The organism is Kitasatospora sp. NPDC093679 (assembly GCF_040683455.1).
In the GTDB taxonomy this organism is placed as follows: Bacteria; Actinomycetota; Actinomycetes; order Streptomycetales; family Streptomycetaceae; genus Kitasatospora; species Kitasatospora arboriphila.
Map to the genome: position 1 here is coordinate 30,657 of NZ_JBFBDW010000021.1, position 15,794 is coordinate 46,450.

12 protein-coding genes and 1 tRNA gene are annotated in these 15,794 nt (G+C 71.5%); 6 read left to right on the top strand and 7 right to left on the bottom strand.

Annotated elements, in window-relative coordinates:
* Window positions 1-43: 43 nt before the first annotated feature.
* Both AB0O09_RS19035 and AB0O09_RS19040 read right to left on the bottom strand, forming a co-directional pair.
* Window positions 44-388: a WXG100 family type VII secretion target gene (locus AB0O09_RS19035; protein ID WP_263104247.1), complete on the bottom strand. Its 345-nt coding sequence runs from the start codon at window positions 386-388 to the stop codon at window positions 44-46.
* A 74-nt stretch (window positions 389-462) separates the two neighbouring features.
* Window positions 463-1,284, bottom strand: coding sequence for a class I SAM-dependent methyltransferase (locus AB0O09_RS19040; protein ID WP_363542799.1), 822 nt, complete (start codon window positions 1,282-1,284; stop codon window positions 463-465).
* Between the two features lie 205 nt (window positions 1,285-1,489).
* Between AB0O09_RS19040 and hrpA the strand changes: the two genes are divergently transcribed.
* Both hrpA and AB0O09_RS19050 read left to right on the top strand, forming a co-directional pair.
* Window positions 1,490-5,455 carry an ATP-dependent RNA helicase HrpA gene (gene hrpA, locus AB0O09_RS19045; protein WP_363542800.1) on the top strand — a complete coding sequence of 1,322 codons (3,966 nt, stop codon included), beginning with the start codon at window positions 1,490-1,492 and terminating at the stop codon, window positions 5,453-5,455.
* A gap of 127 nt (window positions 5,456-5,582) precedes the next feature.
* A tRNA-Asp gene (locus tag AB0O09_RS19050) sits at window positions 5,583-5,656 on the top strand.
* 337 nt (window positions 5,657-5,993) lie between these two features.
* Here the strand turns inward: AB0O09_RS19050 and bldC are convergent.
* Window positions 5,994-6,200, bottom strand: a complete 207-nt coding sequence (bldC, locus tag AB0O09_RS19055) for a developmental transcriptional regulator BldC (RefSeq protein WP_014137253.1) — start codon at window positions 6,198-6,200, stop codon at window positions 5,994-5,996.
* Between the two features lie 512 nt (window positions 6,201-6,712).
* Window positions 6,713-7,636 carry a hypothetical protein gene (locus AB0O09_RS19060; RefSeq protein WP_363542801.1) on the bottom strand — a complete coding sequence of 308 codons (924 nt, stop codon included), beginning with the start codon at window positions 7,634-7,636 and terminating at the stop codon, window positions 6,713-6,715.
* Between the two features lie 207 nt (window positions 7,637-7,843).
* On the opposite strand from AB0O09_RS19060, the gene AB0O09_RS19065 reads away from it, so the two are divergent.
* Both AB0O09_RS19065 and AB0O09_RS19070 read left to right on the top strand, forming a co-directional pair.
* Entirely contained in the window at window positions 7,844-8,974 is a 1,131-nt protein-coding gene (locus tag AB0O09_RS19065) for a Glu/Leu/Phe/Val dehydrogenase dimerization domain-containing protein (RefSeq protein WP_363542862.1), read from the top strand.
* A 380-nt stretch (window positions 8,975-9,354) separates the two neighbouring features.
* Window positions 9,355-9,600 (top strand): DUF3073 domain-containing protein, encoded by a 246-nt coding sequence (locus tag AB0O09_RS19070; protein ID WP_263104251.1) that lies wholly within the window; start codon window positions 9,355-9,357, stop codon window positions 9,598-9,600.
* 135 nt (window positions 9,601-9,735) lie between these two features.
* On the opposite strand, the gene purM is transcribed toward AB0O09_RS19070, so the two are convergent.
* From purM to AB0O09_RS19085, 3 genes are all read right to left on the bottom strand, one after another.
* A complete protein-coding gene (purM, locus tag AB0O09_RS19075; RefSeq protein ID WP_344624401.1) occupies window positions 9,736-10,821 on the bottom strand; it encodes a phosphoribosylformylglycinamidine cyclo-ligase in 1,086 nt (361 codons plus the stop codon).
* Window positions 10,822-10,942: 121 nt separating this feature from the next.
* Entirely contained in the window at window positions 10,943-12,520 is a 1,578-nt protein-coding gene (gene purF / locus AB0O09_RS19080; RefSeq protein ID WP_344624400.1) for an amidophosphoribosyltransferase, read from the bottom strand.
* 219 nt (window positions 12,521-12,739) lie between these two features.
* Entirely contained in the window at window positions 12,740-13,558 is an 819-nt protein-coding gene (locus tag AB0O09_RS19085; protein ID WP_363542802.1) for a diacylglycerol kinase family protein, read from the bottom strand.
* 127 nt (window positions 13,559-13,685) lie between these two features.
* On the opposite strand from AB0O09_RS19085, the gene AB0O09_RS19090 reads away from it, so the two are divergent.
* Window positions 13,686-14,969, top strand: coding sequence for an adenylosuccinate synthase (locus tag AB0O09_RS19090; protein WP_363542803.1), 1,284 nt, complete (start codon window positions 13,686-13,688; stop codon window positions 14,967-14,969).
* Between the two features lie 153 nt (window positions 14,970-15,122).
* A complete protein-coding gene (locus tag AB0O09_RS19095) occupies window positions 15,123-15,725 on the top strand; it encodes a GNAT family protein (RefSeq protein WP_363542804.1) in 603 nt (200 codons plus the stop codon).
* Window positions 15,726-15,794 lie beyond the last annotated feature (69 nt).

The window sequence follows — 15,794 nt, forward strand, 5'->3', positions numbered from 1 at the left end:
TGCTGATACGTGCTTGGGACAGGATGGGTGGTGCGACGGCCGGTCAGAAGGCGTCGGCGAGACCCTTGATCGCCTTGCCGAGCTCGTCGAGCTCGTCGGCGACGGTGTTGAGCTCCTTCACCCTGCTCTGCGCGTGCGCGACGAAGGCGTCGGAGGCCGGTCCGTGCCAGGTGAGGTGGCTCAGCGCGGTGCTGATCTCCTTGCCGAACGCCTCGACGTCCTTGCCCATCTGCTGCAACTCGGCGGCGTACTTCTCCAGTTCGGCGTCAGGATCGCCGAACATCTCGCCGAGCACCCACTTGGCAATCTTGGTCGGTGCCCAGAACACGTCCTCGACGACGTTGACCGCCGCGCTTCCGAGGTCCTTGACGTCGTCCCACAGTCCCACAGCCGTTCCCCCATGCTTCTCTTGCACTACAGGCTGATAGTCGGTCAAAAGGCTAGCCGACCGGACGGACCCGGTCAGCGGCGGGCGACGGCCAGAACGGCCGCCGCCGGCAGGGCCAGCAGTCCGTCCGCACCGGTGTGGCCGCCGGCGATCCGGTCGTAGTGCTCCTTGACCAGTGCGGCCGTCGCGGCCGGCAGTCCGGTGATCACCAGCCCGAGGTTGGCGATGCCCGAGGCCGGCCCCTGCCAGAACTCCTCGGGGGAGACCCGGTGGGTCCAGGCCAGCTGCCGGCCCTCCGGGTCCTGCCACCCGGCACCGGCCAGCAGCCCTGCCAGGCCCTGCGGGGTCCGCTCGAAGTCGACCGGCAGGGTCGGGAAGACCGGGCGCCCGACCTCCGCGGCGTCCAGCGCCTCGGTGAACAGGCCCATCGCGGTGTTGCCGGTCGCCGCCCACACCGTGACGGCGACCCGTCCGCCGGGCCGGGTGACCCGCCGCAGCTCGGCCAGCGCGGCCGAGGGGTCCTCCACGTGGTTGATCACGAAGTTGGCCACCACCGCGTCGAAGGAGGCGTCCGGGAAGGGCAGTTCGGGCAGCACGGCGTGCCGGACGTCCGCCCCGGGCACGTTCTCCGCGGCCAGCTCCACCATGCCGGGTTCGGCGTCCACGGCCGTCACCCGGGCGCCGAGCCGCACCGCGGCCGCGGCGGCCGTCCCCGGCCCGGTGCCGACGTCCAGCACCGCCGTGCCCGCACCGACACCGGCCGCGGCCACCAGCTCCGGCACCGTGGCCCCGCAGAGCGCCGCGAAGGTCCGTCCGTACGGGACGGCCTTGCCCGCCCACATCCGTCGCTCGTGCGCGTCGAACTCACCGGCCATCGTCTCCCCCTCGATCGTCACGACTGGCCCGAGCACCCTACTGGCCGCTCGAACGGGCCCGAACGGTTGCCCGACTCGGCCCGCGCGCCGCGGTGTGCGCCACCGGGGTGAGGCCGCCGGGCGCCGGGCCGCCGGGCCGTTCGCAGATCACGGGCCGGGGCTGTGACACTGGAGGGGCTCGAAAACCGAGGTGCGCCGCCCCGTGCCTCCTTGCGAATCTAGAGGGATGCCCGCAGTGAGTTCTCCCGTAGCCCGGTCCGCCGATGCCTCCACCATCGCGGAGCTGGCCGCCCGGCTGCCCGAGCTGATGCTCCGCGACCAGCAGCGGATCGGCCGGCGGCTGGACGGCACCCGGCGGGTGCGCAGTCCGGAGGCCCGGCAGAAGATCGCCGACGAGCTGGCCGCCGAGATCGCGAAGGCCGAGCTCCGGGTCGAACAGCGCCGCAGCGCCGTCCCGGAGATCAGCTACCCGCAGGAGCTGCCGGTCAGCCAGAAGAAGGACGAGATCCTGGCGGCGATCCGGGACCACCAGGTGGTGATCGTCGCGGGCGAGACCGGCTCCGGCAAGACCACCCAGATCCCGAAGATCTGCCTGGAGCTGGGCCGCGGGGTGAAGGGCCTGGTCGGCCATACCCAGCCGCGCCGGATCGCGGCCCGCACGGTCGCCGAGCGGGTCGCCGAGGAGCTGGCGACGCCGCTGGGCGAGGCGGTCGGCTGGAAGGTGCGCTTCACCGACCAGGTCGGCCAGGACACCCTGGTCAAGCTGATGACCGACGGCATCCTGCTCGCGGAGATCCAGACCGACCGCGAGCTGCGCCAGTACGACACGCTGATCATCGACGAGGCGCACGAGCGCAGCCTCAACATCGACTTCCTGCTCGGCTACCTCAAGCAGCTGCTGCCGCGCCGCCCCGACCTCAAGGTCGTGATCACCTCGGCGACGATCGACCCGGAGCGCTTCGCCGCCCACTTCGGCGACGCCCCGATCGTCGAGGTGTCCGGCCGCACCTACCCGGTCGAGGTGCGCTACCGCCCGATGCTGGAGGAGGGCGCCGAGGAGGACGAGGTCGACCGGGACCGCGACCAGGTGCAGGCGATCTGCGACGCGGTGGAGGAGCTCCAGGCGGAGGGCCCGGGCGACGTCCTGGTCTTCCTCTCCGGCGAGCGCGAGATCCGCGACACCGCGGACGCGCTGAACCGGATGAAACTGAAGTCCACCGAGGTGCTGCCGCTCTACGCCCGGCTCTCCTCGGCCGAGCAGCACAGGGTCTTCCAGCGGTCGAACAGCCGGCGCGTGGTGCTCGCCACCAACGTCGCCGAGACCTCGCTGACCGTGCCGGGCATCAAGTACGTGGTCGACCCGGGCACCGCCCGGATCTCCCGCTACAGCCACCGCACCAAGGTGCAGCGGCTGCCGATCGAGGCGGTCAGCCAGGCCAGCGCCAACCAGCGCAAGGGCCGCTGCGGCCGCACCTCGGACGGCATCTGCATCCGGCTGTACTCGGAGGAGGACTTCCTCTCCCGGCCGGAGTTCACCGACGCGGAGATCCTCCGCACCAACCTGGCCTCGGTCATCCTGCAGATGACGGCGGCGGGCCTGGGCGACATCGCGGCCTTCCCGTTCCTGGACCCGCCGGACTCGCGGAACATCAAGGACGGCGTCAACCTGCTGTACGAGCTGGGCGCGCTCGACCCGGCGGAGAAGGACCACCGCAAGCGGCTCACCCCGCTCGGCCGCAAGCTGGCCCAGCTGCCGGTGGACCCGAGGATGGCCCGGATGGTGCTGGAGGCGGACCGGCTCGGCTGCGTCCGGGACGTCATGGTGATCGCCGCCGCGCTGTCCATCCAGGACCCGCGCGAGCGGCCCGCCGAGAAGCGCCAGGCCGCCGACGACCGGCACCGCCGGTTCAACTCGGAGACCTCGGACTTCCTCTCCTACCTGGCGATGTGGCGCTACGTCAGGGAGCAGCAGAGGGAGCTCTCCTCCTCGGCCTTCCGCCGGATGTGCAAGACGGAGTTCCTGAACTACCTGCGGATACGCGAGTGGCAGGACGTCTACGTCCAGCTGCGGACGGTCGCCAAGCAGCTCGGCGTGACGATCGACGAGCCCCACGAGGATGCCGAGCCGGACGCGGACCGGATCCACCAGGCCCTGCTGTCCGGCCTGCTCTCGCACATCGGCCTGTTCGACGTGGAGAAGCGCGAGTACGGCGGCGCCCGCGGCGCCCGGTTCGCGGTCTTCCCCGGGTCGGGGCTGTTCAAGAAGCCGCCGCGCTGGGTGATGTCCGCCGAGCTGGTGGAGACCTCGCGGCTGTGGGCGCGGATCAACGCGAAGATCGAGCCCGAGTGGGTGGAGCCGCTGGCCGGCCACCTGATCAAGCGGTCGTACAGCGAGCCGCACTGGGAGAAGAAGGCCGGTGCGGTGCTGGCGTACGAGAAGGTGACCCTGTACGGGATGCCGGTCGTCGCCCAGCGCAAGGTGAACTACGGCCGGATCGACCCGGGGCTGTGCCGCGAGCTGTTCATCCGCAACGCCCTGGTCGAGGGCGACTGGGAGACCCACCACCGGTTCTTCGCGGAGAACCGCAAGCTGCTCGGCGAGGTCGAGGAGCTGGAGAACCGGGCCCGCCGCCGGGACATCCTGGTGGACGACCAGACCCTGTTCGACTTCTACGACGCCCGGCTGCCGGAGGAGGTCGTCTCCACCCGGCACTTCGACTCCTGGTGGAAGAAGGCCCGGCACGAGCAGCCGGACCTGCTGAACTTCGAGAAGTCGATGCTCATCAACGAGTCGGCCGACGGCGTCACCGAGGCCGACTACCCGGACCACTGGCACCAGGGCGCGCTGCGCTTCCGGCTGACCTACCAGTTCGAGCCGGGCAGCGACGCGGACGGCGTCACGGTGCACATCCCGCTGCCGGTGCTCAACCAGGTCACCGACGAGGGCTTCGACTGGCAGATCCCGGGTCTGCGGGCCGAGCTGGTCACCGCGTACATCCGCTCGCTGCCGAAGGCGATCCGGCGCAACTTCGTGCCGGCGCCGGACTTCGCGGCGGCCGCGCTGCGGCAGGTGAAGGACCGGCAGGAGCCGCTGCTGCCGACCCTGGAGCGGATCCTGCACCGGATGGGCGGGGTGGTGGTCCCGCCGGAGGCCTGGGACGACGAGCGGGTGCCGGACCACCTCAAGGTCACCTTCCGGGTGGTGGACGGCCGCAAGAAGCTCGCCGAGTCCAAGGACCTGGAGGAGCTGCGCCGGACGCTGCAGCCGAAGCTGTCGGCGACGCTGTCCAGCGCCGCCTCCGGCCGGGGCATCGAGCAGAGCGGGCTGACCGCCTGGCCGGACGGCCTGCCGGTGCTGCAGCGGACCTTCGAGCAGCGCACCCGCGGCCACTCGGTGCGGGCCTACCCGGCGCTGGTGGACGAGGGCACCTCGGTGGCGGTGCGGCTGTTCGACACCCCGGAGGCCCAGGAGCAGGCGATGTGGGCGGGCACCCGCCGGCTGCTGGCGCTCCGGGTGAACTCCCCGGCGAAGTCGATCCAGGGCCGGCTGGGCAACCAGGCGAAGCTCGCCCTCTCGTACAACCCGCACGGGTCGATCCCGGCGCTGTTCGAGGACGTGGTCGGGGCGGCGGTCGACCGGCTGATGGAGCTGAACGGCGGCCCGGCCTGGGACGAGGCGGCGTTCACCGCGCTGTTCGACAAGGTCCGGGCGGACCTGTACGACCTGTCGGCGGACACCACGCTGAAGACGGCGACGGCGCTGATCGCCTTCCACCGGGCGTCGACCCGGCTGAAGTCGGTCTCCAGCCCGGTGCTGCTGAACGCGGTGAACGACGTCCGGCTGCACCTGGCCTCGCTGGTGTACCCGGGCTTCGTGACCGACACGGGCTGGCAGCGGCTGCCGGACCTGAAGCGCTATCTGCTGGCGGTGGACCGCCGGCTGGAGGCGCTGCCGGACCACCCGCAGCGGGACGCCCAGAACCTGCTGAAGGTGCAGGCCGTCCAGCAGGCGTACGGGGAGCTGCTGGCCCGGGTGCCGGAGGGCCGCCGGCCCTCGCCGGAGGTCCGGGCGATCCGCTGGATGATCGAGGAGCTGCGGGTGAGCTTCTTCGCCCAGGGGCTGGGCACGCCGGCGCCCGTCTCGGAGAAGCGCATCCTCAAGGCGATGGAGGCCGCGGCGGCCACCCTCTGACCGCGGCGGGCCCCGTCCGGCACCTCCCGGACGGGGCCCGCCGCGGCCGGTTCGACCTGGGGCCCTGCCATGCAGTACGATCTGTCTTGTTCGCGAGCGAGAGCAGACGAACGGATCAGAAATCTCTGGTCCCGTGGAGCAGTTGGTTAGCTCGCCACCCTGTCAAGGTGGAGGTCGCGGGTTCAAGTCCCGTCGGGATCGCAGTACAGGCAGAGGCCCGGAGCCGTAAGGTTCCGGGCCTCTGGCGTTCGCGCGGACGGATCGCTGACGGCGGGTCAGCTCCCTACACCGGTCCAGGTCTAGACCTCAAGATAACGGCGGCGTGACAGTCGTCACTTATCCGTTCTTGAGATCGGACACCCGGCACCCCCTCCCGACAGGAGGGGATTTAATATGTAAAATTGCACATGCATTCCCGGTAATTCCCCCCACCCCCATCGGCCCCATCGGGAATGGCCGATTCCGGCATGCCGAAGGGCCGTCCCCCCGACCCGGCGGAGTCGGGGACACGGCCCTTCGGGAAAACCCCTGAGACCTGTCAGGCCTCGGTTCGCTGAGCCGGAATCCCGGCCAGCAGGGCGCGCACCTCGGCCTCGCGGTAGCGGCGGTGGCCGCCCAGCGTGCGAATGGACGTGAGCTTGCCTGCCTTGGCCCAGCGAGTGACCGTCTTGGGGTCAACGCGGAACATGGTGGCAACCTCCGCCGGCGTGAGCAGAGGTTCAGCGTCAGGGGTACGAGCGGTCATGAGCGGCCTCCTCGGGAGAACCGAACCAGGGCGGTTCTATCCTTCAAATTCTGCACCTTGACCCGCGATGCCCGAAATGGCACACACGGACCGAGTCGGTTATAGGACGAACGGCTTGTCCTGATGTCTACAACTACACCATCCGTCCAGCCCCATCGGCCAAACCGCCTAAATTGGCCCCTCAGGGGTTCAAGCGAGACGGATGGCCATGGACCATCTCATAACGGACAGTCACGATTCTGTGACATCCGGTGACGAGACGACCAGACCCTCCGCTTCCCCACAAAGTACGCACCACCGTCAGATCGACCCAGAAGTGGACACACCAGGTTGAACTTGGGCTGGTTGTCCCATTTTTGCATATAGGGGTAAGTTCGCGTCAACGGTGAGTAGTGTCACGTTCCTGGGGGATTGACCGGCTCGGGACCTCGGCCCCACGGCGCAAGGGCCGAAGGTCCCCCCTTCCCCTACCCCCGTCCGACCTCCGGCTACCCGGCCCCGGTGACCCGGTGTCAGCTGGCGTACCGCAGGGCCAGCACCCGGCGCCAACGGGCCGTCACCGCCTCGTACGCCCGCGCCGCCGCCTCGGTGTCCCCGGCCCGGAGCGCGCCGATCCCGGCCTCGACCTCGGCCACCGAGCGCTCCGCCGCCAGCCCCTCGGCACCGAGCAGGTGCACCAGGCCCCCGTAGTCGAGTTCCACCAGCGAGCGCGGGTGGAACTCCTCCAGCCACCGGCCGACCTGCTCCACGCCCAGCACCAGCTCGCCACCGGGCCCGCTCCGCGAGCCCGGCACCGCCGTCCGCAGCGCCCGGTAGCCGCGGGCCACCCGCCGGCGCGCCTGCGCCATCGGCGTCAGGTAGAAGAGGGAGGCCGGCACCGGCCGGTCCCCGGCCGCCCCTCCCGGCCCGGCCGGGACGAAGTGCCGGTCCTCCTCGCCGAACGGCAGGCACCAGCGCACCGGCACCTCCCAGCGGGAGGTGAGGATCCACGGCCGGGCGTCCGGGTGCGCCGTCCGCCAGCGCGCCTGGTCGGCCTCCGCCTCGGCCCGGACGGCGGGCGGCAGCACGGTGTCCAGCAGGAAGGCCGGCAGCGCCGCGCGGAGCTCGTCCATCGCCTGCCAGCTGCGCAGCCGGGTCGTCCACGGGCAGATGTAGGTGACCCGGTCGACGACCCGCACCAGCGCACGCCCGCTCTCCCGGTCGGGCAGCGCGCCCGGGGTCCGTCCGGCCAGCTCCGCCAGGGCCTGCCGCTGCTCGGCCAGGGCGGCCGCGGCGACCGGTTCGGCGGCCCCGTCGGCGTCCGGGCCGTGCTCCGCCGCGTACGCCTGCCAGCGGGACCTCTCCGGCTCCGGATAGGCGGCCAGCGGCTCGTACACCCGCAGCTGGGCGGCGTAGGGCGGGAGCACCGAAGTGCGCACGGCGGTCACACCCGGCATCGTCGCACGGCCCGGGGGCCGCCGGGGAGGGTGCCGTCCGGCTCCCCCGGTCGTTATGTCCATGGGACCGTCAGGGGGCAGATCGTGCGACGGCCCCGGGGCTAGGCTTCGACCAGACGCCCGCACCACCGCCGCGGGCCCACGAATACTGGAGTCACCACAGTGACCGACGTACACACCGCGTCCGCCGCGCACCCCGCATCAGGAGTGCTCAGCAGGATCTTCGCGACCGGGCAGGACGCTGCCCCCGGGGACGGCCACGAGCAGGTCGTCCTCTGCCACGACCGGTCGACCGGTCTCAAGGCCGTCATCGCCATCCACTCCACCGCCCTGGGCCCGGCGCTCGGCGGCACCCGCTTCCACCAGTACGACTCCGAGGAGGAGGCGCTGGAGGACGCGCTGCGGCTGTCCCGCGGCATGAGCTACAAGAACGCGCTGGCCGGCCTGGACCTCGGCGGCGGCAAGGCCGTGATCATCGGCAACCCGGCCCCCAGCGCGGAGGGCGGTGACAAGAACGAGGCGATGCTCCGCGCGTACGGCCGCTTCGTCGAGTCCCTGCAGGGCCGCTACGTCACCGCGTGCGACGTGGGCACCTACGTCCAGGACATGGACGTGGTGGCCCGCGAGACCCGCTTCGTCACCGGCCGCTCCCCCGAGTACGGCGGCGCGGGCGACTCCTCCGTGCTGACCGCCTTCGGCGTCTTCCAGGGCATGCGCGCCTCGGCCAAGGCCCGCTGGGGCCAGCCGACCCTGCGCGGCAAGCGAGTCGGCGTCGCCGGCGTCGGCAAGGTCGGCCACTACCTCGTCGGCCACCTGGTCGCGGACGGCGCCACGGTGGTGGTCACGGACGTCTCCGAGGCGGCCGTGAACCGGGTGCGCGCGGCCCACCCGGAGGTCGAGGTCGCCGCCGACACCGCCGCGCTGCTGCAGTCCGGCCTGGACGTCTACGCGCCCTGCGCCCTGGGCGGCGCGCTGGACGACGCGACCGTCGCGGTGCTCGGTGCGGCCGGCACCGCGGTCGTCTGCGGCGCGGCCAACAACCAGCTGGCGCACGCCGGCGTGGAGAAGGACCTGGCCGACCGCGGCATCCTCTACGCGCCGGACTACCTGGTGAACTCGGGCGGCGTCATCCAGGTCGCCGACGAGATCGAGGGCTTCAACTTCGAGCGCGCCAAGAACAAGGCGACCAAGATCTTCGACACCACCCTGGAGATCTTCACCCGCGCCGCCGCGGACGGCGTGCCGCCGGCGGTCGCCGCCGACCGGCTCGCGGAGAAGCGGATGCGCGAGGTGAGTGCCCTGCGCTCGATCCTGCTCCCGGGTGCCCGCCGGTCCTGATCGTCCGCGTACGGTGGTCCGGAGGGGGGCGGAGCGGCTTCGCCCCCCTCCGGATCACAATGTGGAACCGGATTCTCACTTCGTAGCCCGATCGGGCGATACCGAACCCTCTGGCGAGGGATAATCGGAACCGTAAGGACGGGCCCGGGTACGCTCCGGGCAGCCTGCAGAAGCCCGAGAAACCTCCTGTGACCTGGAAAGACCCGGTTTCGGAGGTTGGCCGTGCGCGCCACGTCACACGCGCGACGTACCGTCCGGCGGCGGAAACAGGTACCGTTAATGCTCCAAGGGACGGCTCTCCCACTCCGGGCAGGCCGCTCCTGATCATGAACACGTGTCAGACTCGGGGCCGTGAGCCCCATCGTTGAGGGGGTCGACCCATGGGGCGCGGCCGGGCCAAGGCCAAGCAGACGAAGGTCGCCCGCGAGCTGAAGTACAACAGCGGCGGGTTCGACGCGAACCGTCTGTCTCATGAGCTGGGCGTATCTCCGTCCACCGCGATCGAGCCTGAGCCGATCGAGGACGACGAGGACGACCCCTACGCGGCGTACGCGGATCTCTACGCCGACGAGGACGAGGACGACGAGGACTCCGCCGACAACGGACACTCCCGCCGCCGAGCCTGACAGCACGCACGAGACCGGCCCGGCGCTCATCGAGCGCCGGGCCGGTCTTCGGCATGTCCGCGGCCGTACGGGGGCTGCAGGGCCCTCCCGGGCCCCGGTGGGCCCGCCCGTGCCGGGCGGGCCCACCGGACGGGCTCAGGCGAGGGTGAAGCCCTCGTAGGAGTTGTAGAGCGCGGCGCCGCCGTCGTGCTCGTCGGTGCGCTCGACGACGTCGCCCAGCAGCCAGGCCTCGACGCCGCGGTCCTCCAGCAGCGCGAGGACGACGTCCACCGAGGACGGCGGGACGACGGCGACCATGCCGACGCCCATGTTGAGGGTCTTCTCGATCTCCAGCGCCTTCATGCCGCCGACCTTGGCCACGGTCTGGAAGACCGGCATCGGCGTCCAGGTGCCGCGGTCCAGGCGGGCGTGCAGGCCGTCCGGGATCACCCGGGCCAGGTTGGCCGCCAGGCCGCCGCCGGTGACGTGCGAGAAGGCGTGGATCTCGGTGGCGCGGGCCAGCGCCAGGCAGTCCAGCGAGTAGATCCGGGTGGGCTCCAGCAGCTCCTCGCCGAGGGTGCGGCCGAACTCCTCGACCTGGCGGTCGAGCTTCCAGCCGGCCTGGTTGAGCAGCACGTGGCGGACCAGCGAGTAGCCGTTGGAGTGCAGGCCCGAGGCGGCCATCGCGATGACCACGTCGCCGGCCCGGACGCGCTCGGCGCCGAGCAGGGCGTCCGCCTCGACGACACCGGTGCCGGCGCCCGCGACGTCGTACTCGTCCGGGCCGAGCAGGCCCGGGTGCTCGGCGGTCTCGCCGCCGATGAGCGCGCAGCCTGCCAGGGCGCAGCCCTCGGCGATGCCCTTGACGATCTGGGCGACCCGCTCCGGGACGACCTTGCCGACGCAGATGTAGTCGGTCATGAACAGCGGCTCGGCGCCGCAGACCACCAGGTCGTCGACGACCATGCCGACCAGGTCGTGGCCGATGGTGTCGTGCTTGTCCATGGCCGAGGCGAGGGCGACCTTGGTGCCGACGCCGTCGGTGGCGGTGGCCAGCAGCGGGCGCTCGTAGCGCTTGAAGGCGGAGGCGTCGAAGAGCCCGGCGAAGCCGCCGAGGCCACCGACCACCTCGGGGCGGTTGGCCTTCTTCACCCACTGCTTCATGAGCTCGACGGCGCGGTCGCCGGCCTCGATGTCGACACCTGCGGCGGCGTAGGTCGCGCCGCCCTCGTTGCTGGTCACCTTGGTGTGGCCCTTTCAGAAACGGTTAAACCCGTGGGGGCGCGGGGTCTGCGCGGTCGGCCGGGCGGCTCCGTGGAGCGCCCGGCCGCGCAGTGCCCCGCGCCCCGGGTGGTACATCGTGCTACGGCCGGCGGAGCGCGTCCGCCGCGCCGTGCCCGCCGATCAGGGACTGGACGCCGTCCAGGTCACTGGTCGGCTTGCCGCGGACGGCCGGCGGCTGCTGGCTGCCGGCGATCTCGGCCTCCAGGAGCAGCTTGCCGAGCAGGGCCGGGTCCGGCAGCTCCATCGGGTACTCGCCGTCGAAGCAGGCCCGGCAGAGCCTGTCCTTGGGCTGCTTGGTGGCCTCGATCATGCCGTCGATCGAGATGTACGCCAGCGAGTCGGCGCCGAGCGTGCGGCCGATCTCCTCGATGGTCATGCCGTTGGCGATCAGCTCCGCGCGGGTGGCGAAGTCGATGCCGAAGAAGCACGGCCACTTGACCGGCGGCGAGGAGATCCGGATGTGGACCTCGGCGGCGCCCGCCTCGCGGAGCATCTTGACCAGGGCGCGCTGGGTGTTGCCGCGGACGATGGAGTCGTCCACGACCACCAGGCGCTTGCCCCGGATGACCTCCTTGAGCGGGTTGAGCTTGAGCCGGATGCCGAGCTGGCGGATGGTCTGGCTGGGCTGGATGAAGGTGCGGCCCACGTAGGCGTTCTTCACCAGGCCGGAGCCGTAGGGGATGCCGCTGGCCTCGGCGTAGCCGATGGCGGCCGGCGTGCCTGACTCCGGGGTCGCTATCACCAGGTCGGCCTCGACGGGCGCCTCGGCGGCCAGCTTGCGCCCCATCTCCACGCGGGAGAGGTGCACGTTGCGACCGGCGATGGTGGTGTCGGGGCGGGCCAGGTAGACGTACTCGAAGACGCAGCCCTTGGGCTTGGCCTCGGCGAAGCGCGAGGTGCGCATCCCCTGCTCGTCGACGGCGATGAGCTCGCCGGGCTCGACCTCGCGGATGAACGAGGCGCCGACGATGTCGAGGGCCGCCGTCTCGGAGGCGACCACCCATCCGCGCTCCAGCCGGCCGAGCACCAGCGGGCGGATGCCCTGCGGGTCGCGGGCGGCGTAGAGCGTGTGCTCGTCCATGAAGACGAGCGAGAAGGCGCCCTTGACCTGGGGCAGGACCTTCCGGGCGGTCTCCTCGATGGAGAGGTCCGGGTGGCCGGCGAGCAGCGCGGTCACCAGGTCGGTGTCGTTGGTCGCGGCCGTCCGCCCGGAGCGGGAGACGTGCTCCTCGCCGGGCAGCTCGGCGACCATCGCCGCCAGTTCGGCGGTGTTCACCAGGTTTCCGTTGTGGCCGAGGGCCAGCGACCCGTGAACGGTCGCCCGGAAGGTCGGCTGGGCGTTCTCCCAGACCGACGAACCTGTTGTCGAGTAGCGGGCATGTCCGACGGCGATGTGCCCGTGCAACGACCCCAGGGAGGTCTCGTCGAAGACCTGGGAGACGAGTCCCATGTCCTTGAAGACGAGAATCTGGGAGCCGTTGCTCACTGCGATGCCCGCGGATTCCTGACCGCGGTGCTGCAGGGCATAGAGGCCGAAGTACGTGAGCTTGGCGACCTCCTCGCCGGGAGCCCAGACACCGAAGACGCCGCAAGCGTCCTGGGGGCCTTTCTCGCCGGGAAGAAGATCGTGGTTGAGTCGTCCGTCACCACGTGGCACGCCTTCGAGTCTAGGACAGTTCCGTACGCCTTCCCGAACAGGGGAGCCGCGGATTATTGGCCGAACCGACGGCAACGCGCGTAGACAAAACCCCTTACACCGCGCGCCATTTCTCCGGCGCGTTTTCCGGCGATCGGCGCACTCCCTTGTCACGCGCGCTCTTCGGGGCGCGGACCCGCCTGACGGGGCGTCGGCCGGCGGGGTCCGGCGTGATCCTGCTCACCCGGCGGGCAGCAGCAGTGCCCAGGCCCCCGGATGCACCGTCCACGTCCGATGCCGGACCGGCCCGACGGGGCAGCCGTCGGCGCTGTAGCCGAAGCTCCGGCCGGCCACGCTGAGCGCGGCGACGCGCAGCCGGCGCTCCGCCCCCGCGGTGCGGATGACCAGCTCCAGCTCGCCGCCGGCCGGCCTGGCCTCCAGCAGCCGGATCCGCTCGTGGACGTCGGCGAGCAGCCGTCCGTCCGCCTCGACCCGCATCGGGGTGGACTCCGGGTCGGGGACGGTCGCCTGGTCGGGCGCAGCCTGTTTCGCCCATAGCGAACGCAGTGACGGCAGGGCCCGGCGGGGCTCCGCGCCGATCCGCAACTCGGTGATCACCACCCCGCCGCCGTCGTCCACCACCAGGTCGAGCTTGCGCGGGGCGCCCCCGAGCACCGCCCGGGCGGCGGCCACCGGCTGCTCCGGCACCCCGAGCGCGCGGCAGGCGAGGACGGTGCCGGCCGGGCCGACCGGAACCACCCCCACCGGATCCGTGCCCAGGTCACGCTGCCGGTGGAGGGCCTGCAGCACCTTGTGCACGGCCTGGTCGGAGCCGATCACGACCGGTCTGCGACGGCCCCGGTGGGAGAGCACGCGGTCGAGTTCGGACCGGCTCTCGGGCAGCACGACCTTCGCGTCGGCGCCTCCGCACAGCACGTCCCGGGCGATCCGCACCGACTCGCCGTCGGCCCGTCCGGCCGCCGGGTCGACCAGTACCAGCAGCGGCTCCCCCGCACCGCGTCCGTCGGGGCGGGATGCGGGCGTGGACAGGGACGACACGACCGGTCCTTCCTCAGGTAATCTCTCGGTGCAAGAGCCCCTTGCGCTATTGCGCCAGGGGCTTCGTCTATCTCGGGGCAGACTGCGGTCTTCGGCAGGATGCCCCAACCGGAAGGGGTGTACGCCTGTGCCGGCACTCGTGCTCGTTGGCGCCCAGTGGGGAGACGAGGGCAAGGGGAAGGCTACTGACCTCCTCGGTGGCTCCGTCGACTACGTCGTCCGCTACCAGGGCGGCAACAACGCCGGTCACACGGTGGTCATCGGCGACCAGAAGTATGCCCTCCACCTGCTGCCTTCCGGCATCCTCAGCCCGAACGTGACCCCGGTCATCGGCAACGGCGTCGTGATCGACCCGGGCGTGCTGCTCTCCGAGCTGCAGGGCCTGAACGAGCGCGGCATCGACACCTCCAAGCTGCTGATCTCGGGCAACGCCCACCTGATCACGCCGTACCACCGCACCCTGGACAAGGTCACCGAGCGCTTCCTCGGCAAGCGCCGGATCGGCACCACCGGCCGCGGCATCGGCCCGACCTACGCGGACAAGATCAACCGCGTCGGCATCCGGGTGCAGGACCTCTTCGACGAGTCGATCCTCCAGCAGAAGATCGAGGCGGCGCTGCACGACAAGAACCAGATCCTGGTCAAGCTCTACAACCGCCGCGCCGTCCCGGCCGAGCTGGTGCTGGAGGAGTACCTCGGCTACGCCGAGAAGATCCGCCCGTTCCTGGCCGACACCACCCTCGTCCTGGACGAGGCGCTGAAGGCCGGCAAGGTCGTCCTGCTGGAGGGCGGCCAGGGCACCCTGCTGGACGTCGACCACGGCACGTACCCCTTCGTGACCTCGTCGAACCCGACCTCCGGCGGCGCCTGCACCGGTTCCGGCATCGGCCCGACCAAGATCGACCGGGTCATCGGCATCCTCAAGGCGTACACCACCCGCGTCGGCTCCGGCCCCTTCCCGACCGAGCTGCTCGACGAGGACGGCGAGGCGCTGCGCCGGATCGGCGGCGAGCGCGGCGTCACCACCGGCCGCGACCGCCGCTGCGGCTGGTTCGACGCGGTGATCGCCCGCTACGCCACCCGCGTCAACGGCCTCACCGACTTCTTCCTGACCAAGCTGGACGTGCTCACCGGCTGGGAGCAGATCCCGGTCTGCGTGGCGTACGAGATCGACGGCCGCCGGGTCGAGGAGCTCCCCTACAACCAGTCGGACTTCCACCACGCGAAGCCGGTCTACGAGACCCTCCCGGGCTGGAGCGAGGACATCTCGAAGGCCCAGACCTTCGCCGACCTGCCGAAGAACGCGCAGGCTTACGTGAAGGCCCTGGAGGAGATGTCCGGGGCGCCGATCTCGGCGATCGGCGTCGGCCCCGGCCGCACCGAGACCATCCAGATCAACTCCTTCCTGTAGGACTCGCGCCCGGACCCGTCCGGGACGCCTCGGGGACACCGCCGGAGGGCCCCGCACCGAGCTCGGTGCGGGGCCCTTCCGCATGTCCGGGGGTCGTTGCACTAGTGCAGAAGTGGATTGCTCCTAGTGCACAACGGGTCTATGGTCGGCGGCATGACCGCGAAGCTGCCCGCTCCGACCGTCCTGACCGGCCGCCACGTCCGGCTGGAACCGCTGACCCCGGAACACGTGCCGGACCTCTTCGCCGCGAGCGGCGGCGACGAGGAGGTGTGGCGCTGGCTGCCGTACGAGGCGCCGGCCACCGAGGAGGCGATGGCCGCGAACGTCGCCGGCCGGCTCGCCGACGCGGCCTCGGGCGGCTGCGTCCCGTTCGCCGTGGTCTCCACCGCGGACGGCCGGGCGGTCGGCGTCACCTGCTACCTCGACTTCAGTGCGCGCGACGAGCTGGTGGAGATCGGCGGCACCTGGTACGCCCGGCGGGTCTGGCGCACCGCGGTGAACACCGAGTCCAAGCTGCTGCTGCTCACCCACGCCTTCGAGGAGCTCGGCATGGGCCGCGTCACCTGGAAGACCGACCACCTCAACGAGCGCTCGCAGAACGCGATCCGCCGCCTCGGCGCCCGGTACGAGGGCACCCTGCGCCGCCACCGCCGCCGGCCGGACGGCAGCTGGCGCGACAGCGTCTACTTCTCGATGCTCCACTACGAGTGGCCCGCGGCGAAGGCCCGGCTGACGGAGCGCCTCGCCGAGGGCTGATCCGCCGCCCGCGGCAACGGCAGCGGCCGGCACCCCGGTGGTCGGGGTGCCGGCCGCGTGCGGGCCGCT